The sequence below is a fragment of the Colwellia sp. MB02u-14 genome (assembly GCF_014076915.1).
Classification (GTDB): Bacteria; Pseudomonadota; Gammaproteobacteria; order Enterobacterales; family Alteromonadaceae; genus Colwellia_A.
The window spans coordinates 51,978-73,068 of record NZ_JACGUX010000047.1 but is presented as its reverse complement, the minus strand read 5'-3'; the positions used below and the strand labels follow the sequence as shown (position 1 = coordinate 73,068).

The following is a 21,091-nucleotide window of genomic DNA, read 5'->3' as shown; positions in this document are numbered from 1 at the left end:
TTTAGCAATTAAAAATACCAATACATTGATAATATAAGGTGAGTTATACAAAGGTATTATCAGTAACACCCCGTAAAAAATATACCTGTAAAAGTGCCTAACATTCTTTTAAAGGTTGCTTTAGCCGTGACTACTTTCAATGTATAGCAGATATTGATCCTATTAATTTTTTATATGCTGTACAGTTAATTAACGAAATAATAACGCTCAATCATTACGCAAATTCTGATGAAAGAACCTATCATATTAACTAGTTCAACATTAAGTACTTCGGCTATGGCAGAAAAACAAGCTGGCTTGATATCTAGGGCTAAAGGCAGCTTAGACACTGAGCAAGGACAACAAGCAAAACAAGTCTTAACAAAGGGTTTAGGTAAACTGTTAGGTTAATTCTTTGTAGTCGTTAATATAAATAAAAAAGGTTCTTTAGGTATAAATTAAGATGACTGCTCAGCACATTAACTCAAGGTAAAAACTTTTAAATTAACCTACCAAAAGCTTAAAGCGAAACTGTTAATAAGCAATTGAGTTTCGCTAATGTCTTCATTTAATCATTTTATTATTGCACCTACTTAAAAAGTATAAATGACGGTAATTCCATTCATCCCAGGCAAACATTTTATTGAGGTAAATAATTTTTACAAAATGTAAAATAATGTAAGTTACCATAAACAATTAACACACAATTTTTATATACTTTTGGCTTGTAACTCTCGGTAAAATCTTGTCGTAACCACTTGCGCCCTCCTTTTATATGCGCACTAAATTATTGAGAAAAGACTATGAAAAGATTATTACTTAGCGCTTTACTGTTAACCGGATGTGCAAGCCATGGGGTTGACCGAGCAGACCAACACCAAATAATTAAAGAATTTTATGCGACGATTGCGTCGGTTACGCCGGTAACTTTATCTTCAGAGGTCAAAACAGGTATTATTACCGGTGCTGGCATTGGCTTATTAGGCGAGCTTGACGGTAACCATGAAGATATGATTGCAGGGACCATTGCTGGGGCATTAGTTTTTGGGTTATTTACCGCTTTATTTGAGGGGAGTAATGAGGCTTTTCAGTACCATCTAAATTCGGCCACCCAAGGTGAATTTGATGTCATTCAAAAGAAAAAAATTCCTGAATCAGTAAGTTGTGTAAAAGTGCGAAGTGGTAAAACGATTACGTTAATGACTGCCTCACCTGAAAACTGTTCTAACTTATTTAAATAACTTATACTGATTTTACACAGGGTTCTAGAGCAAAAATATGCAAAAGTTATTATCTACTTTACTGATACTCTTTTTATTTTCTTGTGGTTCAGTATCGATGAGCGACGGACGACAAGAGATTATTATTAACGCTAAACCCGCTCCTTGCGATATTCACCGCAAGGAAATAGATCCCAATTGTAAAATTGAAGGTAAGAATGTATTGCTTCGCAAAAATCATTAAACCTGATAACCCCAGCGCGGTATAATAGATTGCTCAATGCTTAAATGGTCTAACATTCTTCCTACCATGAAATCGATTAAGTCATTAATTGACTGAGGATGATGATAAAACCCAGGCGCTGCTGGCATTATGGTTACCCCCATTTGTGAAAGTGTTAGCATATTTTGTAAGTGTATGGTGGAAAAAGGTGATTCTCGTACTACTAAAATCAACTGCCCTCTTTCTTTAATAACAACATCGGCTGCACGCTCAATCAAGTTGTCACTCATGCCTAGGGTAATAGCCGCTAATGTGCCTGTTGAACAGGGGCAAACAATCATCTTTTTAGGGGCTGCAGAGCCTGAAGCCACTGGTGAGAACCATTGTTCTTTGCCAAAAACAGTGATCTGTGAAGGCTTGGCTTTAAATTTTTCACTCAAAAATTGAGTGGCACCATCAGGAGAGCCCGGTATTTTGACGCCCACTTCTGTATCAAGAACAACCCGAGCTGCGCTTGAACATAGTACATAAATTTCTACATTCGCGGCCACTAAACACTCGATCAGTCGTAATGCATACGGCGCGCCAGAAGCCCCCGTAATAGCGACCGTTATTTTTTCTCTAAACTCGTGCATGTTGATCCTTTTTTTCCAATGCTATTAATAATTTATTGTGAATATCACCAAAACCACCGTTACTCATTACAACAATGGTATCGCGTGCTTGAGAGTTTTCAACAATATGACTGACTAAAGCGTCAATGTTCGTTTCAACAAAGCACGGCTGCTTACAATCTTGAATAAGGGTATTCACCGACCATTTCACTTGCTCACCTTGAAACAAATACACAACATCAGCTTGTGCTAATGAGGTAGCAAGTGTGTCTTTATGCACACCTGATTTCATGGTGTTTGACCTTGGCTCTAACACGGCAATTACCCGACAAGATTGATCGCCTTCACCATTAGCGCTGACATTAGATCGAACCCCAGCCAGTGTTTTAGCGATAGCCGTTGGGTGGTGCGCAAAATCGTCAAAAACGCGCACTTGCTGCACTTCGCCACGCAACTCTAAACGTCGTTTGGTATTAATAAATTCAGCCAGTGCATCAATCGCAACATGGCTAGGAACACCAGCATGTCTAGCGGCAGCAATCGCCATTAAACCATTGTCGATGTTAAAGTCGCCAATTAAGTTCCATTTTACTGTGCCTTGAATTTCACCTTTGAAACGCACAATAAACGCGCTGCCATCGACAATAAGCTTTTCTGCATGCCAGCCTTCTTGGCGAGCGCTATGTTCAACACTAAATTCTGTAGGTGTCCAACAACCCTGCGCTAACGTTTCAGTAATAGCCGATTCATTTTTTGGTGACAACACTAAGCCGTTACTGGGAACCATTCGAATAAGATGATGAAACTGGCGTTGAATATCTGACAAGTCATTAAAAATATCAGCGTGATCAAACTCCATATTATTAATCACCAAAGTACGTGGACGATAATGAACAAACTTAGAGCGTTTATCAAAAAAAGCGGTATCGTATTCATCGGCTTCAATAACAAAAAATGGCGCATCGCCTAAGCGTGCAGAACAATCAAAGTTTTGTGGAACACCACCGATTAAAAAGCCAGGCTTCATGTTAGCGTATTCTAAAATCCAAGCGACCATAGAACTGGTTGTTGTTTTACCATGCGTACCTGAAATAGCCACTACCCAGCGGTCTTTTAAGACATGTTCTAATAACCATTGTGGGCCTGAGGTATAAGGGATATTTCTATCGAGTACATACTCAACCATTATGTTGCCGCGCGCCATGGCATTACCCACGATCACTAAATCAGGTTCATCGTTTAAATGTGCGGTTAAATAGCCTGGTTTTAATTCAATCCCTAATTGTTCGAGCTGTGTACTCATTGGCGGATAAACATTAGCGTCACAACCTGAAACACGATGACCAAGTTGTTTTGCTATTGCCGCGATACCACCCATAAATGTGCCGCAAATACCTAAAATGTGAATATGCATATAATGTCCGTTAAAGCGCTGGTGCTCTGCTATTGCGTTGCCAACCAGTAATAAAAATAAGTTCAAAATAATGCCTAACAATATACCTGATCAGAAACAAAAAAGGCATTGCAATACCGTGTTAATTTAGTAAGTATGCATAGTCATAATAAAATAAAGGACGCGCTGTGCAATCACCTTCATTACAATCTCTTCATATATACCCTATAAAATCAGCTGCTGGCATTGCTTTGTCTAATAGTTGGGTTGACGATTTTGGCTTAAGTTTCGACCGACGCTTTGTGCTAACAGACCCAAATGGGCTGTTTATAACCGCTCGTACTGAACCAACACTTTGCCTTATTAAGGTTAATTTATCTGAGCAGGGGTTAATTTTAACCGCCCCCGACATGCCAGCGCTGCACATCTCTTATCATATGTTATCAAAAGTTTATAAAGACATTAGTGTATGGGACGACGGTATAAAGGCGCAGTATGGTCATAAGAATTATGATTTATGGTTTAGCCAGTATTTAAATAAACCTTGTCAGCTACTTTATTTTGGTGAGCAGTCGCAGCGTTATGTTCGTAATAGTCACAAGCAAGTCGCTTTTGCTGACGGTTATCCTCTTTTACTTCTTTCGCAAGCTTCTCTTGATGATTTAAATCGTAAAATGTCTCTGCAGCTAAATCAAAGCGTTAGTATGTCGCAATTTCGCCCTAATCTTGTTGTTGACCATTGTGATGCTTTTGCTGAAGACACTTGGCAACATATTCGCATTGGCGAAGTAGAATTTGAAATATCTAAGCCTTGTTCTCGCTGTATATTTACCACCGTTGATCCTAAGAATGCAGAAAAGCATCCACAGCAAGAACCCCTGACCACTTTAAAAAATTACCGACAAGTCGTCAGCGGTGACGTTATGTTTGGACAAAATTTAATTGCCCTAAATCAGGGAAGTATTAAGCAAGGTGATGAAATAGTTATTTTAAAGAAGCAGTCTTCACCTCTATTTATACCTCACCCAGCAAAGAAAACTGCCGAGACAAAATCTTCTCCCGATTTAGCGGCGAATAAAGTGCTGAAAAAAAAGCCCAAAAGGAAAGTGAATTTACACTTTGACTCATGGAACAAAAACGTTATCGGTAACACCAAAGACTCTATTTTAGATCAAGGTGAAGCAGCAGGTATGCTCTTACCTTATTCATGTCGAGGCGGCATGTGTGGTCGTTGTAAGATAAAGCTAGAAAGTGGCGAAGTGAAACAGTTAGCGAATGATGGATTAAGCGATGCAGATAAAGAACAAGGCTTTGTATTGGCCTGTAGTTCTGTTCCGCAATCTGATTTAGTGTTAGCAAAGCGATAACACGCCAGCTCAATGGCTTAACAAGTACGGTAAGTTAAGCCATAAATGCAATGCCTTGATATATTTCATCATAAAAAATTCACCTTTATAAAATCTTTACCATTCTAAGATTATCCACCTATAACTATCGCTCTACTGTTTGATGTAAGTCAACAATGAAACAGCGGTGTTCCCTCAAAAAATAACAACTTGATATGAATCAAACTTTCCCTATTGGCAAGGTGACAAACTCTGCTCATCAATTATTTCAAATAAAATAGAAAATATTAACAATATTAACCCTCCCGTTCAATGCGGCTTCTTGGCATAGCAACACCAATTGGTATTCACAAAAAATTCAAGAATGAAATACATAGGATATAAATGATGAAGTTTATTAAAACAAAATTGTTACTCGCTATAATGACTAGCGCGATTATCTCGGCACCTTTTGCAATAGCAGACGATACCTCGTTCAATTCAGAAATAAAAAAAGCAATTGCGGATAGTAAAGTCGGTATTAGCTTTCGTGCTCGCTACGAAGGGGTTGATGAAGATGGCATAAATGGCGCTTCAGATATAGAGGCAACAGCGTTAACCATAAAGTCTCGTTTGACACTGCAAACAGGCGATTATAAGCATTGGTCAATAGGCCTTGAAGTTGACAACGTAACAGCCGTTATAGATAACTATAACGACTTAACAAATAGCTACAACGGCTCTGACTCTATTGTTATAGACCCCGAAGGAACTGACGTTAACCAAGCATTTTTACAATTCAATACTCAAAAAGTAAAACTTACTGCGGGTCGTCAACGTATTCTACATAACAACCAGCGTTTTATAGGGGGTGTAGACTGGCGTCAAAACGAGCAAACCTATGATGGATACCGTATTCAATATGCGGTAAACGATACAGTTTCATTAGATTATAGTTTTGTTCACAACGCTAATCGTATTTTTGAAGAGAATAGTAAAAAATCGAACAATCTTTCTGGAGCCTTCCACTTTGCAAATGCGGGCTACAAAATTAATAAAGCACATACACTTTCAGCATTTGCCTACGTATTAGATTTCAACAAAGCACATGCCATGTCTTCAAACACTTATGGCTTACTTTATCAAGGTAACTTTGGCGCGATAAAAGTTAACTTAAGCGCTGCAACACAAAGTGACGCTGGCGACAACCCGCTAAGCTACGATGCAAGTTATTACAATGCTGAAATAGCCACAGAGTTGGGTAAGATTACACTTTTAGGTGGTTTAGAAGTTTTAGGCAGCGATAAGGGTAAAGCAGCTTTTAGTACACCTTTTGCTACATTACATAAATTCCAAGGATTTGCAGATAAGTTCTTAGGTACAGGTAGTAGCACAGGGATGGCTAATGGCGTTGAAGATACATACATTACGGTAAAAACAACCTTGAATGATGTTAAGTTAGCAGCAACATTTCATGATCTTGTTTCAAATGAAGGTCATATTGATTGCGGAACAGAGGTAGACTTAATCGCTGCGTACTCCTTTAAAAAGGACTACGATTTACTGATTAAATTTGCAAGCTACAGTACTAATGAGTTAAGTAATGATACCCATAAATTATGGATACAAGTTGCAACTAAGTTCTAAAACTTGCGTTTAGCCTTACTTAAATTCAAGGCCGTTACAAAAGTAACAGCCTTGAATGTACAGGATTTACGGTATGGTCATATAGATGTTAACGCGTAACGAATGTAAACAACGCAGACGTTGTCATAGTCATAGTCAAATGACCGTTTTTACCTCCAAAGTCTCAACAAATTCGTGTACATAGAGACAAAATATTCATTTAAATAGTATTAAAAAACCTGCAAAAACAAGCGTCAAGCGCTAAACCATAAATATATAATGAATTGTCTATGGCGAGCGATTAGAATAACCGCGTTTATAGCCTTCCTATTCAAGGGATTATTTTGTTATTAATGCTCGACAATTACGACTCTTTTACATTTAATTTAGTACATTATTTTCAAGCATTAGGACAAGAAGTCGTGGTTGCCCGTAATGACCAAATAACGTTAGCTGAAATTAAGGCATGGTCGCCTCAGTATATTGTTATTTCGCCAGGCCCCTGCTCACCCAACGAAGCAGGTTTATCATTAGATATTGTTAAACACTTTGCAGGGAAAGTACCTATCTTAGGCGTTTGTTTAGGGCACCAGTGTATTGCACAACATTATGGTGCAATCATTGATAAAGCACGTAAAGTGATGCATGGTAAGACAAGTAAAATAAAGCATGTCGAAAAGGGATTATTTCACCGATTAAATAATCCACTAACGGTGACTCGCTATCATTCATTAATTGTTAATAAAAACACTTTACCTGAATGTCTCGAAGTCACCGCTTGGAGCTGTGATGAAAATGGTGAAAATGATGAAATTATGGCTTTAATGCACAAAAAATTACCCATTGCTAGCGTACAATTCCATCCTGAGTCAATTTTAACTGAACAAGGGATGATGTTATTGGGCAACTTCCTCAGTCACTTTAAGTAAAATGTAAAATGTAAAATGTAAATAAGACGAGTAATCTCATCCGCTATCACACATACTTTTGACTATATCGCCGACAAAAGACATAACTTCAACTTTATTGGAAAACATTATTTACGCTCATGCAGATATTTGAAAACAACGACTTAGTCGCCCCAATATACCGAAGAGCGATGAGCTTAATGATCAGTAAAGAGTTTGCTGAACAACAAAGTGGCAAAGTTACTATTGCTAGCCAGCAAAATAGTGAACAATCTAATCGACGCCGAGAGTTACTTGCTGTTGAAGAAGAAGCCAAAAAGAATAAAATAATTCGAGCACATGGTGAAAGTTTTTTTACTGACCAAGTGATGTCAAAATTTTTTGCCCATGTCACAGCCGAAGTGAATAAGAAGTTTGATAACAAAGAAAACCTCTACAACAATATATTAAAAATTGAAGATGCCGCCCCCAATATCATGGAAATACTGTCCGTGCGTGCCGCTTCAATTAACCGCATCATTCCTTTAGCAAAGTCACTACCTTGGTTAGCTGATGAACTTATAAACTTAGTCAATAAGCCTCAATATCGTAAGCGTGCTAATGTGCAAGTATCTGACGCAAGCCTAGCGCTAAGTTACATTGGCTTAGACAACTTAAAATTAGTCATGCCCACCTTTATGCTTAAGCATTGGTTGCCCAACAGCACAGCTCCCTATTCCTTAATGAAAAGAAAACTTTGGAATGACAGTTTAGCTATCGCGATGTCTTCCTCTGTATTGGCCAAAAAAGAGGGGATGGATGAATTTACAGCTTTTGCTGCGGGCATGTTTAGTCATTTAGGTTTAATTGCTGTGTCTCGTTGCTTTCTGACAACCTATAGCGAATTACACACCGCTGAATTAAAAACAGCTTACGAAAATAAAGATAAAAAACTTCACGATACCTTAGTTAAATTTGATGCCTCTCCTGATTTATTACTTGAACAGCTCATTACGCGCAGCAGTAAAATATCGGCAGATTTAGTTGAATTAATGCGCCTTGACCGATTACGGATCACTGAAGCTACATTTGATCTTGCTTATACAGAAACACTTGAAAAAATGTGCCCTTTAGCGCAAATTGTTACCAAGGCAAAGGCTTATGTGGCATTTAGAAGCTTAGCTAAAGATGAGTTGATCAGTAATGACGAAGCTAAGCTACTCTTAACGTCAGTGCGTATTACGCCTCAAGAGATCAGTTTACTAAAGAAAAGTGACATTGATCACATAAAATTAAATTTTAAATAATTTTTGATTATTTATTAAAATTTCACCTATTGTTAATTAAGCACTTAGTCAGCTACCTAACGAGCAATTCCGTCAATAAGCTCTTTAAATTCTCTTTATATAGTTATGCATCTATACTGAATAAAACCCGACAAGCCCCAGTTTTAAAAGGCTTGCGGTCACTTGGAGCAAGACAATGCTTGTTTTCTCTGTCATACTTAATACCTAATTTCTAGCTTCATCCTTTTTTGTCTGCTGAAATATAAACTAATATAAGGTTTTTATGTGCTGAATTATTCAGCAGTAATGCCAATATGCACTGCACAGCAGTGTTTAATCACTTGAGGAGTAAACAATGACTAACCATTTTCCTGTAGGCCGTGAATTATTTGATGACGTTATGGTACCGAACTATGCACCATCAACGGTTGTCCCTGTACGTGGTAAAGGCTCTCGTGTATGGGATCAACAAGATCGTGAATTCATTGATTTTGCTGGCGGTATTGCTGTTAACTGTTTAGGCCATTGTCATCCTGCATTGGTTGGCGCATTAAAAGACCAAGCAGATAAAATTTGGCATTTATCAAATGTAATGACTAACGAACCTGCCTTACGTTTAGCTAAAAAAATCGTTGATAATACTTTTGCAAATAAGGTTTACTTTGCAAACTCAGGTGCTGAAGCAAACGAAGCCGCACTAAAATTGGCACGTCGTTGGGCTCTTGATGTTCATGGAGCAGGTAAAACACAAATAATTGCGTTTAAACAAGGTTTCCACGGTCGTACTTTCTTTACGGTTACTGTTGGTGGACAAGTTACTTACTCTGATGGATTCGGACCGAAGCCAGGCGATATTGATCACGTTGATTACAACGATCTTGAAGCACTTAAAGCCATTATGTCTGACAAAACGTGTGCCGTAATGATTGAACCATTACAAGGTGAAGGCGGCTTAGTTTCTCCTACTCAAGATTTTATTGAAGGTGTTCGTGCACTTTGTGATCAACATCACGCTTTACTTATTTTTGATGAAGTACAAACAGGTGTTGGCCGTACTGGTGATTTATATGCTTATATGGGCTTAAACGTTGTACCTGACATTTTAACCACAGCAAAAGCATTAGGTGGCGGTTTCCCTATCGGCGCAATGATAACAACAACTGAGATTGCTAAACACCTTAAAATAGGTACTCATGGCAGTACTTATGGCGGCAACCCTTTAGCCTGTGCTGTAGCTGAAGCTGCATTTGACACCGTTAATACACCAGAAGTTTTAAATGGTGTAAAAGAAAAAGCAAAAATCTATGTTGCTGGTCTAAATGCCATTAATGCTAAGCACAACGTTTTTAAAGAAATTCGTGGTAAAGGTTTATTAATTGGTGCTGTATTAACTGATGCATATCAAGGTAAAGCAAAAGACTTTTTAAACGCGGCATTGACAGAAGGTGTTATGACTTTAGTTGCTGGCGCAAGCATTATTCGTTTTGCTCCGTCTTTAGTTATCCCAGATGCTGATATTGTTGAAGGTTTAGCACGTTTTGAAAAAGCCGTTGCTAAATTAGCAATATAGTCATTGTTAATTTAATAAAACAATTACACCGTTGAAATTGTGATTATTCTCTAAGAGTAACCACAATTTCTTTTTCTTTATAAAAAATGAGATTTTTCTATGATTATTATACGCCCTATTCAAGCAAGCGATTATGACTCCTTGCATCGTATTGCGATAGAATCAGGACACGGTTTTACATCACTGCCGATCAACGAAGGCTTATTAAAGCAACGTATCGCTCACTCTGAAGTTTCTTTCAATAAAGAAGTGTCGTACCCATCTAGCGAAGGCTATTTGTTTGTAATGGAAGATACTGACACTGGTCAAGTTGTTGGAACCAGTGGTATTGAAGCAGCAGTAGGCTTAGAGGATGCTTTTTACCATTATCATTTAGGTAAAGTCGTTCATAACTCTCGTGAGCTAGGCATTTATAATACCGTAGAAACATTATCGCTGTGTAATGACTACACGGGTGCATCTGAAATATGTACATTGTTTTTAGGTGAAAGTCATCGTAAAAACAAAAATGGTCGTTTTTTGTCTCGTTGTCGTTTTTTGTTTATGGCTGAGCATCAAGAACGCTTTGCTGAAACAGTTATCGCTGAAATGCGTGGTATTTCAGACGAGGAAGGTCGTTCTCCTTTTTGGAATTGGTTAGAAGAACACTTCTTCTCAATGGACTTTCCTACTGCCGATTACCTAACCGGTATTGGTAAAAAAGTATTTATCGCTGAATTAATGCCAAAGCATCCTATTTATGTCAACTTATTAAGTAAAGATGCCCAAAAAGTTATTAACGAAGTTCATCCAAAAACCCTACCAGCACTGCGTTTATTAGAAGCTGAAGGTTTTGCACGTCGAGGTTATGTCGATATTTTTGATGGTGGTCCAACCGTTGAAGTACAAACAGCAAAAGTAAAAACCATACGTAACAGTGTAAAATATCAAGTGATTATTGGTGATACTGATGACACGGTTAACTTTATTATCTGTAACACGAAAGTGGCAGGTTTTAGAGCTGTTCAAGCGAAGGTATCGTTAAGAGCAACAGCAGAGCAAGTAGTGATCCCTGGTGATATCGCAGAAGCACTACAAGTAAATGAAGGTGATTTTGTACGCTTAGTACTTAATTAAACTAAACTTTAATCTTTTAAGCTGGGCTTGAATTTTGCTTAACAGATAGCAGTAAAGTAATCATGAGTTCATCATGGGGGGTTAAATCACATGATGACGTCGCAAAGTATAAGGACAGAAAAATGTCACAAGCAATACAATTAATTAATGGTCAATGGCAAGTAGGTTTAGGCCACGATGTTAGCTCGTTAAATCCCGCTAAAAACGAAGTTATTTGGCAGGGTCAATCTGCTTCTAAAGAACAAGTTGATACCGCGGTAAAAAGTGCTAGAACGGCATTTGAGTCTTGGGCAGAAATGAGCTTAGAGGCACGTATTGCTATTGCAGAAAAGTTTGCTGTTTTGTTAGGTGAAAACAAAGAAAATTTAGCAATTACAATTGCACAAGAGACAGGAAAACCCCTTTGGGAAACACGCACTGAAGTTGGCGCAATGATGGGTAAAATAGCCATTTCTGTTAAGGCTAACAATGAGCGTACCGGCACTGTTGAAAACCCAATGCCTGGTGCAAAAGCAATGATCCGTCATAAGCCACATGGTGTTGTCGCTATTTTTGGTCCTTATAATTTTCCCGGTCATTTACCTAATGGCCACATTGTTCCGGCTTTAATAGCGGGCAATACGGTTGTATTTAAACCAAGTGAATTAACGCCGAAAGTTGCTGAAGAAACGTTAAAACTTTGGCTACAAGCAGGTTTACCTAATGGCGTAATTAATCTTGTACAAGGTGAAGTCGAAACAGGTAAAGCGCTTGCTTCTCACCCACAAATTGATGGTTTGTTTTTCACGGGTAGTTCAAACACCGGTCACTTATTACATGAGCAATTTGGTGGTCAGCCAGGTAAAATATTAGCGTTAGAAATGGGTGGAAACAACCCATTAATCGTTAAAGACATTAGTGATGTAAAAGCGGTTGTACACGATATTATTCAATCAGCTTTTGTAACGACGGGTCAACGCTGTACTTGTTCAAGACGTTTATTCATTGAAACGGGTGAGCAAGGCGATGCAATTATAGCTAAGTTAATTGAAGCAACTCAAGCCATTAAGATTGGCTATTATGATGACGAAGAGCAGCCCTTTATCGGTTCTATGATTTCTGAGAAAGCTGCTTTAAGCTTGGTAGCTGCTCAGCAACAGTTACTTGATTTAGGCGCTAACTCATTAGTTGAGATGAAACATTTGGAAGCTGGGACTGGCTTTATTTCTCCGGGTATACTTGATGTAACCGCGATTAATGAAATGCCTGATGACGAACATTTTGGTCCGTTATTAAAAGTATACCGTTACACAGATTTTGACGCAGCGATCAATGAAGCAAACAATACTTCATTTGGTTTATCTGCTGGTTTGTTAAGTGACAGTGAAGATTTATACAATCACTTTTTCCGCAGAATACGTGCTGGCATCGTTAATTGGAACAAACCAATTACCGGCGCAAGCAGTGCTGCACCGTTTGGTGGTATCGGTGCTAGTGGTAATCACAGAGCTAGCGCATTCTATGCCGCTGATTATTGTGCATACCCAGTAGCTTCTGTTGAAGCGCCTAAAGTGTCATTACCTGCTACTTTAAGCCCTGGCTTAAGTATCTAGGTTAAGTTTTAGTATGCTCACTAATAACCCTATATTGAAAGCTGGGCTTCGTCCCAGCTTTTTTAAAAATATAGATCAAATCTAACGATTCATTTGAATAGTTAGCAGTAACCCGCATTCAAATTGATCTTCCAAAAATGAACGCTATTCTTTAACTATTCGTTAGTACCCCATTTAAATATACTAAGGATGTTCACATGACTAATGCTATATCAAACCAACACCAACAAGTTACCGACTTGTTTACTAATATCTGGCAGAATTATATTAAAGTTACCCCTTCAGCTCATAAGATTCATGAGTTACTAAGCTCGGGTACTGACTTAATAAACGATCATGTTGCTTACCGCACCTTTGATACCGCTAAAGTCAATTTAGATAAACTAGCGGCTATTTTGATCGACCTAGGTTATAAATATGCTGGTGAGTATGACTTTTCAAGCAAAAAATTAAATGCAAAACATTTTGAGCATAGCGATACTAGCTTGCCTAAAGTTTTCATTAGTGAATTGCGTGTAAAAGAATTTTCTGCTGAAGTTCAGGCTATTATAGAAAAAATGGTGAGTGCTATAGACGATGACATCATTGCTGATAGTCGCTTTTTGTACTCAGGTACGCATTGGCAAGTCAGTAAAGCAGAATATCAAACCTTGTTAGCAGAAAGTGAATATGCTGCATGGGTTGCGGCCTGGGGTTATCGTGCTAACCACTTTACTGTAAGCATAAATCACCTAACAAACTTTACAGATATCGAAGATGTAAATGCAGCAGTTAAAGCAGGCGGTTTTTTATTAAACACCACCGGCGGAGAAATTAAAGGTGATTCGACGGTTAAACTAGAGCAATCTTCAACAATGGCTGATAAAGCGCTTGTTAAATTTTCAGACGGTGAAGTAGAAATCCCTAGTTGTTTTTATGAGTTTGCTAAGCGCTACCCTCTAGAGAACGGGCAGTTATATTCTGGTTTTGTTGCTGCTTCTGCAGATAAAATATTCGAAAGTACTAACGCCAGTTAAATATTATTATATTTTATCTGTATTATAATATTTGCTAGATATAGCGAGCAGAAATCACAAAATCTGCTCGCTAAAAATATCACACTTGTGGCCACCTCGTAATACATCTTAATAATTCAACGTTCCTTTCTTTTAGTTAACGCTTGCTAAATCAGTAATTGAAACTGAAGTCTTTGTCCGATCTAACAGTTTCAGCATAGCTGCTGAATTTTTGCCGTTATGTTCAACAAAGCTTAATAAATTTTTTCCATTACATTCAATGTTATTCGCTACATATTTTGAAGAGTATCCGGAAGACTTTATCGATTTGTACATTGCGGCTCTATTACCTGTGGCTGCTGTTACACATAAATTCGTTGCAATACTATTATCTATAGCTGTTACTTTTGCAGCTTGTGCTGATATTGAAAAACCCAATGTGATGATTGTCGCTACTACTATATTTTTATAGTTCATGTTAACTCTCCAAATTAATATTTATGACAACACAGATTGCGTTGTCTTATTAATAGTGACGCTAAAATGAAAAAAAGTTGTATTAAACTAATGTTGATATGTAATAACGCGTGTTTAATCTATTTAATTATTTATTATGGAATTCAACTCAACTGAATGTTTCAACAATCAAATATAAATTGAAACTCAAAATAATATAATCATACAATTTTACATTCAAAAACAATTAGACATAAAAAAGCCCCGATAAACGAGGCTTTTTACTTTCTATCTAAGCAATAAAGTCGCTATTAAAAGCGTGCTTCAAATCCTACACGAACGTAACGAGGTGTCTGCCAAGTCGCATCAGCACCGTAATATTGGTTTTGATTACCAGGAGACGTTTCCCACAATTCATTCTGTGTAGTCGCTGTTTGAATATCAAACACGTTAAAGATATCAATTGATGCTTCCATATCTATACCGTTAATTTCAAACGCGTAGCTACTTGATAAATCAACTTTAAATGTCCAGCTAGTTTCGCCAGCTGCACCACGAGGTAAACGATTAATTACATCATCTGCTTCGTCATCAGTACCGTTAGTATCAGTAGTGTAGAATGTATCACCGTAACCACCGAATAAATCAGGGTTGTCAGATGGGTAACTCTTACCAAATGCTGATAATGGACGACCACTTGCTAATGTACTGTTCCAACCAACTATCCAGTCATCAGTAATGCTGTAGCTACCGTATAACTTGAATACGTGGCGACGATCGTTAGCTTGATTACCATTTGCACCATCCATTAAGGCTGGGAAATCGAAATCTTGTGTAATACCTGCATCGGCTTGACCGATATCAGACTTAACAGCACCTTCGAAGTTACCGTAGCTGTGTGACCAGCTATAGCTAAGTGTCATGCTTAATGAATCAGTATTGTATTTAACAATAGTTTCTAAAGCGTAGTACTCGTTTTTAGCTTCAGGAAGCATAATTTGCGAATCATTAGAATGTGTAGTTAATGAACCTGCATCAGGAGAACCATCAAATAAATCACCATCAACAGTTAAATCGCCGTTACCATTGTAGTAGAAACCATCTTTGTACCATGAAGAATCTTCTCCTGGGTTAAGTAATACACAGTAAGGCCAAGAGAAAGCACCACAGTAATCATCAAGCGCTGTATCAACAGTACGGTAAGTACCTTTCACGGCTAAAGTGAATTCTTCATTTAACATTGTTTCATAACCAAGAATATACTCGATTTTTGAAAACGGGTCAGCTTCTTGTGCTTGGAATATATCTTTTTCTGGAATTGTAGCAACAGAACCAACTGTTTGAGAGTTAGCAATTGTACCACTTACTGGAGCAGCACCTTCTGGAGCACCATCAGCACCAGGCTGAGAGAATGTGTAATGCGTAGTCGTATCACTTACACCTGATGCAGCACGGTATACTGTGTTATTCGCAACGGGTAAGTAATATTGACCTAGAGTACCATAAAATTTGCTTTCTCCGTCACCTGTTGGATCCCAGCTGAAGCCCAAACGTGGAGCAACATCTGTTTCGAAAGACGTTAACAATTTACCTGTTGTACCCCAGTTTTCAAATTCATCAATACGTAAACCAAGATTTAGTACTAAATTATCTGTAACCTGCCATTTGTCTTCAATGTAATAAGCTGCGATTTCAGAGTTAAAGCTACCACCACCATCAAAAATACGGTCAGAAACGATGTCTTGTTCAGCGCCAGTGTTGTTAGTATATAAAACACCGTTATCACCTTGAATATCAGCACCCGCTTCTAACGTGTAGTAAGTATAGCTGTGACCTGTAATAGGACGGTTTATACGTGAAGAATCACGTTCTTGGTATTCGTAACCAGCAGTGATTGTATGGTCGCCCAAGATATATTCAATATCTAATGCAAATTGAGTGTTTTCATCATTGTTTGCGCCAAATGAGCCACCAGGTCCACAAGAAACTGCAGTTGGATTATCACGAGAATCAGTTACTGAAGGACAAAGAAGGTTATCAGGTGTGTTTTCATATTCTGTTTCGATACGACCAGCCATTGCAGTAACGATTAAATCATCTGTAATGTAACCTGTGTAGCTAAGACTATGCGTATCGCCACCACGTTTCTGTAAGAAACCACCAGAACGAGCGCCAAGTACGCTATTTTCAAGATCATATGCGTAAATATCTAGAGTAGTATCACTACGGTTTGAATACCCAAAGTAACTTAAACGATGATCTTCACTAATATCCCAATCAATTGTAGCGCCCCAAAAGATGTTGTCGCCACCTGAAGCATCGCGTGTGCTCCATTCGTCATCTGGAGTCGTACGACCACCACCAGAAGTTACAGCACTTGAAACGTCACGTGGGTTAACTAAAGCATAGAAGAATAATTTATCTTCAATGATTGGTCCGCCAACTGAGAATGTAAAGTCTGTTGTGTCAAATTCATCATTTGAAGCATCACGGTATACTTTGCCTACGCCGCCATCGCCACGAGACATTTGCGATTCAGATCTTAATGAATCAGGGGTAAATGAAGCTGTTGCTCCAAATTCCCAGTTGTTCGTACCGCTTTTAGCAGTCGCGTTTATTGCGCCACCTGTAGCACGACCATATTTAGCTGAGTAACCACCTGTTTTAACTTGGAATTCTTTATAAAATTCAAACGGTAATTCACCACAACCTAAGCCTTGACGAGTATTAGTCACCTCCATGCCGTTAATGTAACAAACGTTTTCTGCAACAGATGCACCACCAAAAGAGGCGGTGTTACCAAAGGCAGAATCACCTTGTACAACACCCGGAGCTAATAAAGCAACAGCAGTGATGTTACGTGCAATAGGCATACGGTCAATTTCAATTTCACCAACAACTAAACCAGCATCTGAAGAAGATACATCGATAGTAGCAATTGAAGAACCAACAACTTGAATAACTTCAGTATCGTCAGTTGCGGCAACATCGAAGTTTGTAACCGTGTTTCTACCTAAAGATGCACGAGCATCATCTTCAGCAATAACTACACCGTTTTGCATAACAGTAATTTTGTAATTACCAGAAGGCATTTTTGCTAAACGGTAACTACCGTCTTCATCGATACTTACTGTACGTTGTGTACCTGTATCAACGTTAACTGCTTTGACAGTAACGCCAGCTGTTGATGAGCCATTAATACGACCAACTAAATCATCTGCTGAAGCTGAGGTCATACCTAAAACGGTTGTTACAGCGATAGCTGCAATCGAGCGTTTAAATGTTTTTGAAATATTATTTCTCATAGTGTTTCTCTCTGGGCCTATAAATTTATTATTTTATGTTTATATTTTATAATTATTTTATGTTTATATTTTATATTTGCATGCTAGAACAAATTGTTACAATAGATAACAATATCTTTCAATTCTGCCTGAATATAGAAATAATACAACCCCTATTACATAAATGATTCTGAACTTATACTAAAAACATTAACCAACTGTTTTTTATGGAATAAATAGAACAATAGCGATGTTATCATCTTGTATGTATCGTTTTATTGGCATGATAAGAATATTTTATCTTGGTGATTTTAATAAAGCCAGTCTGTTTTTGTTAAGTGGGAACTATAATAAATTCATATAAAGAGAGCTTGATAGTCTTGATTAAACGCCTGTATAAAGGGTATGGTATATCTTCATTTCTTAAGGTGTTTTTCAATGGTTACAGATACTGAAGGTTACATTCATATTATTGAATACTTAACAGAGCACTTAAGTTTGTTCGAGAACTCACCGTCATCCTCCTCTGGTTCTGACACCGTTATGGCCGTTATTGAGCAAGAATTAAGTGAGCAAATTATAAGTATTTGTAGTCAGAATCAAGCTTTGTCCTTTAATCAGCGTAACACGGTTATTCGAGAAGTTGACGCCATTGTTTATGATCTTGAAGAGATACTATCTGGTGTTGTAAACAACGCAGTAACCAATGAACAAAAAACATTTATTAAAGAGTTCTCTCTACTTATTAAAAACTTATTTGATACCGAAATTCATACTCAGTTTTTGTCTTAACCTTGTACGGTGGTCAATATTACTCACAAGCAAAACACCTGATCACGACCGTTGTCTTTCGCTTGATATAATGCTTTATCAGCACGAGTAAAAAAGTCGTCAAAGGTGTCATCTTCAAATGTTATACAAGTAACGCCAATGCTTACTGTTATTTTAATTGCTTGCTGCCATTGACCATTTATGGTCAAATTCCTTTGATTAAGTCGAATTCGCTCAGCAACAACTTTTGCTGACTGTAAGGTGGTTTCAGGCAGTAAGATTGAAAATTCTTCCCCCCCCATTCGCGCTAGAATATCTTCTTGTCGAACACAGGGTAATAAACATTGCGCCACTGAAATTAAGACTTTGTCTCCTACAGGATGTCCATAATTATCATTAATACTTTTGAAATGATCAATATCAATTGAAATTAAAGATAAAATACGTAAGTGTCTTTTAGCACGATGGAACTCTCGTTCAGCATGTTTTATAAAGTAGCGACGGTTATAAAGCTCAGTCAATGAATCGGTGTTCGCTTGTTTTTTAAATTGTTCCTTTAAAGTAAACAACTCACTTACATCTGTAGAAAAACCAATTAAAGCCGGTAATTCTCCTTGCTGTTGATAAGGTATTTTTGTACTAATATAGTGGAGTAAATTACCTTGCTCGTCTTCTGATGTCTCTTCTATTGTTAGCTTAATACCAGTATCAAATACTTTTTGGTCTGAGTGATAAAAATGTTCAGCGACATCAAATGGCAACACTTCTATGTCTTTTTTACCGATCATATTTTCTGGTGTTGTGCCAAATAATTCAGCTACTTTGCTATTTACATATTTGAATGTCCTCTCATTGTCTTTCATATAAATATAAGCATCTACATTATCAAGTACCGTGTGAAGTAACTTTTCCTGTGATTTAACTATTTTTTGTAGTTTTTTTTCTTCTGTAATATCTGTCGAAATACCACACATACCAATCACGTTATTATTATCATCAAACAGTGGCTTTTTAACGGTTTGATATATCCGTGTTTCCTTTAATGACCTGATAAAGTTTTTTTCTTCGCTCTTAACCGTAATCGCTTCTTTCATTACCTTCTGGTCATTTTCTCTGAGTTGTTGAGATAACGCTAAATCAAAAAAATGGGTATCATCAAAGCCAACAATTTCTGCGGTGGTCACATTCAATAGATCAAGTACCGCTTGATTCACGTAGGTGTAATGACCATTTAAATCTTTGGTATAAATACACGCCCCAACATTCGTCAATACTTCAGCTAACATTTTAACTTTTAGTAATAAATTATTATAGGATAGCACTGTTGATTGTTGTTCTTTACTCACTGATAAACCTTAAATATAAAAATATTATAGAAAGTCTAAATGTAGTTGAATATTTAAAATAGGCATTATGTCACCGACTTAAATCGTTCTTTAGCCGAGGTTTATATTATGATCTTAAACGATGATCTTAAAAAATAAGTGAAAAACGCCTGTATCCAATGCTCAACGCTGTCTTCTTAGTTTGAAAATTCAAATAACCTAACACCAATACGATCACTTTTAGACATAGGGGCAATTTTAAATTCCCCCCTAATTGACAGCGAAAACATCTGTACACATTTCACTAATAATTCTGTCATCTTCAATAATTTCGGAGGGTTTCATTATTTTATACCAAGCCTGTATAAAACTTAACAGCAGCTTCTAAATGAGGTACTGAAATACCGATGTGTGAAAAATTCTGGGGGACGCTGCACTCATTTTTGTTACCTCATTAAATTTGATAGACAAGGTAAAGTAAACTTTATAAAGTATATAAAATTATTATTTGCAACAAAAATAAGAACATCTCGTTATGATAAACCTGGCGTGGTTAAAAACATTTTGCACACTTGCTGACGTAGGTCACTTTACTCAAACAGCAGAAATTCTTTTTATGACCCAATCAGGCGTAAGCCAACATATAAAGAAACTTGAGGCACAACTAGATACATTATTACTAACTCGAGAAGGGAAGTCTTTCTCGCTAACTGATCCAGGAATAAAATTACGCCAACGTGGGGAGATTTTGTTAAAAACATCAGCGGATATTGAAGCCTCAATTAAACAGGACGATGCTTTTATTGGAATAATTAAGGTAAGTACCCCTGGGAGTGTTGGCTTAAAGTTATACCCTTATATGCTCGATATACAACAACACTATCCAGCACTTGTTATTGATTACACCTTTGCACCGAATAAGCGTATTGAACAAGACTTGATTGAACGTAAAATAGACCTTGGCATACTAACCGAATTAAGCCGTAGCCCTCTATTACTTAATGAAAAGATAGCGATTGAACCTTTGGTTTTAGTCACACCCAGTCGTGTAAAACGCGTAAATTGGCAAGTACTGACTTCCCTCGGTTTTATTAGCCACCCTGACTCAGCACATCATGCACAACAGTTACTGAGTAAGAACTATTCTGAATTTGAACATACCAGTCAATTTGACCACAAAGGATTCTCTAATCAAATTAGTTTAATTTTAGAGCCTGTTAGCCGTGGGTTAGGCTTCACTGTACTACCGCTTCATGCTGTAAATGCTTTCCCTGATCAAAATAAAATTAACATACACTATTTAAAAGTACCGGTTAATGAAACACTTTACCTTTGTCAAAATAGGCATTCTTTTGAAACTAAAAGGCGAAGATACATCAAAAAATCTATTCATGAGTTTATTGCGTAATACCTATAATCAAAATCACCT

Annotated in this window: 18 protein-coding genes and 1 pseudogene; 13 read left to right on the top strand and 6 right to left on the bottom strand. The window is 37.5% G+C overall.

Translation table 11 applies throughout. The features are described 5' to 3' along the window. Positions 1–228 precede the first annotated feature (228 nt). The 3 genes from H4J52_RS03470 (at position 229) to H4J52_RS03460 (ending at position 1,443) form a co-directional block, all read left to right on the top strand. On the top strand, positions 229–390 hold the full coding sequence (locus tag H4J52_RS03470) for a hypothetical protein (RefSeq protein ID WP_182179058.1): 162 nt from the start codon (positions 229–231) through the stop codon (positions 388–390). A 392-nt stretch (positions 391–782) separates the two neighbouring features. After that, a complete protein-coding gene (locus H4J52_RS03465) occupies positions 783–1,220 on the top strand; it encodes a hypothetical protein (RefSeq protein WP_182223840.1) in 438 nt (145 codons plus the stop codon). Between the two features lie 37 nt (positions 1,221–1,257). Beyond that, a complete protein-coding gene (locus H4J52_RS03460; RefSeq protein WP_182179054.1) occupies positions 1,258–1,443 on the top strand; it encodes a hypothetical protein in 186 nt (61 codons plus the stop codon). Here H4J52_RS03460 and H4J52_RS03455 read toward each other — a convergent pair. Together H4J52_RS03455 and mpl are read right to left on the bottom strand one after the other, a co-directional pair. Beyond that, positions 1,440–2,057: a flavin prenyltransferase UbiX gene (locus H4J52_RS03455; RefSeq protein WP_182179052.1), complete on the bottom strand. Its 618-nt coding sequence runs from the start codon at positions 2,055–2,057 to the stop codon at positions 1,440–1,442. The genes H4J52_RS03460 and H4J52_RS03455 overlap by 4 nt on opposite strands. Continuing rightward, the gene (gene mpl, locus H4J52_RS03450) at positions 2,044–3,450 is read right to left on the bottom strand and encodes a UDP-N-acetylmuramate:L-alanyl-gamma-D-glutamyl-meso-diaminopimelate ligase (RefSeq protein ID WP_182179293.1); all 1,407 of its coding nucleotides are present in this window, start codon (positions 3,448–3,450) and stop codon (positions 2,044–2,046) included. Before mpl ends, H4J52_RS03455 begins: the two co-directional genes overlap by 14 nt. Positions 3,451–3,617: 167 nt before the next feature. Here mpl and H4J52_RS20240 point away from each other — a divergent pair, with 167 nt between their 5' ends. The 8 genes from H4J52_RS20240 (at position 3,618) to H4J52_RS03410 (ending at position 13,847) form a co-directional block, all read left to right on the top strand. Beyond that, positions 3,618–4,796: a YcbX family protein gene (locus H4J52_RS20240; RefSeq protein WP_182224230.1), complete on the top strand. Its 1,179-nt coding sequence runs from the start codon at positions 3,618–3,620 to the stop codon at positions 4,794–4,796. 363 nt (positions 4,797–5,159) lie between these two features. Continuing rightward, the gene (locus tag H4J52_RS03440) at positions 5,160–6,401 is read left to right on the top strand and encodes an alginate export family protein (RefSeq protein ID WP_259367808.1); all 1,242 of its coding nucleotides are present in this window, start codon (positions 5,160–5,162) and stop codon (positions 6,399–6,401) included. Between the two features lie 323 nt (positions 6,402–6,724). Next, complete coding sequence (locus H4J52_RS03435) at positions 6,725–7,309, top strand: aminodeoxychorismate/anthranilate synthase component II (RefSeq protein WP_182179048.1); 585 nt, start codon at positions 6,725–6,727, stop codon at positions 7,307–7,309. Positions 7,310–7,428: 119 nt separating this feature from the next. Continuing rightward, positions 7,429–8,574, top strand: a complete 1,146-nt coding sequence (locus tag H4J52_RS03430) for an HDOD domain-containing protein (protein ID WP_182179046.1) — start codon at positions 7,429–7,431, stop codon at positions 8,572–8,574. 334 nt (positions 8,575–8,908) lie between these two features. Further along, the gene (locus tag H4J52_RS03425; protein ID WP_182179044.1) at positions 8,909–10,123 is read left to right on the top strand and encodes an aspartate aminotransferase family protein; all 1,215 of its coding nucleotides are present in this window, start codon (positions 8,909–8,911) and stop codon (positions 10,121–10,123) included. Positions 10,124–10,222: 99 nt separating this feature from the next. Beyond that, positions 10,223–11,239, top strand: a complete 1,017-nt coding sequence (gene astA, locus H4J52_RS03420; RefSeq protein WP_182179042.1) for an arginine N-succinyltransferase — start codon at positions 10,223–10,225, stop codon at positions 11,237–11,239. A 122-nt stretch (positions 11,240–11,361) separates the two neighbouring features. Continuing rightward, positions 11,362–12,831: a succinylglutamate-semialdehyde dehydrogenase gene (gene astD, locus H4J52_RS03415; RefSeq protein WP_182224229.1), complete on the top strand. Its 1,470-nt coding sequence runs from the start codon at positions 11,362–11,364 to the stop codon at positions 12,829–12,831. A gap of 197 nt (positions 12,832–13,028) precedes the next feature. Continuing rightward, entirely contained in the window at positions 13,029–13,847 is an 819-nt protein-coding gene (locus tag H4J52_RS03410; RefSeq protein ID WP_182179038.1) for a DUF1338 domain-containing protein, read from the top strand. 132 nt (positions 13,848–13,979) lie between these two features. Here H4J52_RS03410 and H4J52_RS03405 read toward each other — a convergent pair whose 3' ends face one another. Both H4J52_RS03405 and H4J52_RS03400 read right to left on the bottom strand, forming a co-directional pair. Continuing rightward, complete coding sequence (locus H4J52_RS03405) at positions 13,980–14,303, bottom strand: DUF3718 domain-containing protein (protein WP_182179036.1); 324 nt, start codon at positions 14,301–14,303, stop codon at positions 13,980–13,982. Positions 14,304–14,593: 290 nt separating this feature from the next. Continuing rightward, positions 14,594–17,587: a TonB-dependent receptor gene (locus tag H4J52_RS03400; protein WP_182224228.1), complete on the bottom strand. Its 2,994-nt coding sequence runs from the start codon at positions 17,585–17,587 to the stop codon at positions 14,594–14,596. A gap of 417 nt (positions 17,588–18,004) precedes the next feature. Here H4J52_RS03400 and H4J52_RS03395 point away from each other — a divergent pair, with 417 nt between their 5' ends. Next, positions 18,005–18,358, top strand: coding sequence for a DUF3802 family protein (locus H4J52_RS03395; protein WP_182179032.1), 354 nt, complete (start codon positions 18,005–18,007; stop codon positions 18,356–18,358). Positions 18,359–18,381: 23 nt separating this feature from the next. Here H4J52_RS03395 and H4J52_RS03390 read toward each other — a convergent pair whose 3' ends face one another. Together H4J52_RS03390 and H4J52_RS19830 are read right to left on the bottom strand one after the other, a co-directional pair. Continuing rightward, entirely contained in the window at positions 18,382–19,683 is a 1,302-nt protein-coding gene (locus H4J52_RS03390; RefSeq protein WP_310649971.1) for a sensor domain-containing diguanylate cyclase, read from the bottom strand. 179 nt (positions 19,684–19,862) lie between these two features. Beyond that, positions 19,863–20,071, bottom strand: a pseudogene (locus H4J52_RS19830) (glyoxalase); the annotation flags it as partial. Positions 20,072–20,197: 126 nt separating this feature from the next. On the opposite strand from H4J52_RS19830, the gene H4J52_RS03385 reads away from it, so the two are divergent. Further along, a complete protein-coding gene (locus H4J52_RS03385) occupies positions 20,198–21,070 on the top strand; it encodes a LysR family transcriptional regulator (protein ID WP_182179030.1) in 873 nt (290 codons plus the stop codon). The last annotated feature ends 21 nt before the right edge of the window (positions 21,071–21,091 follow it).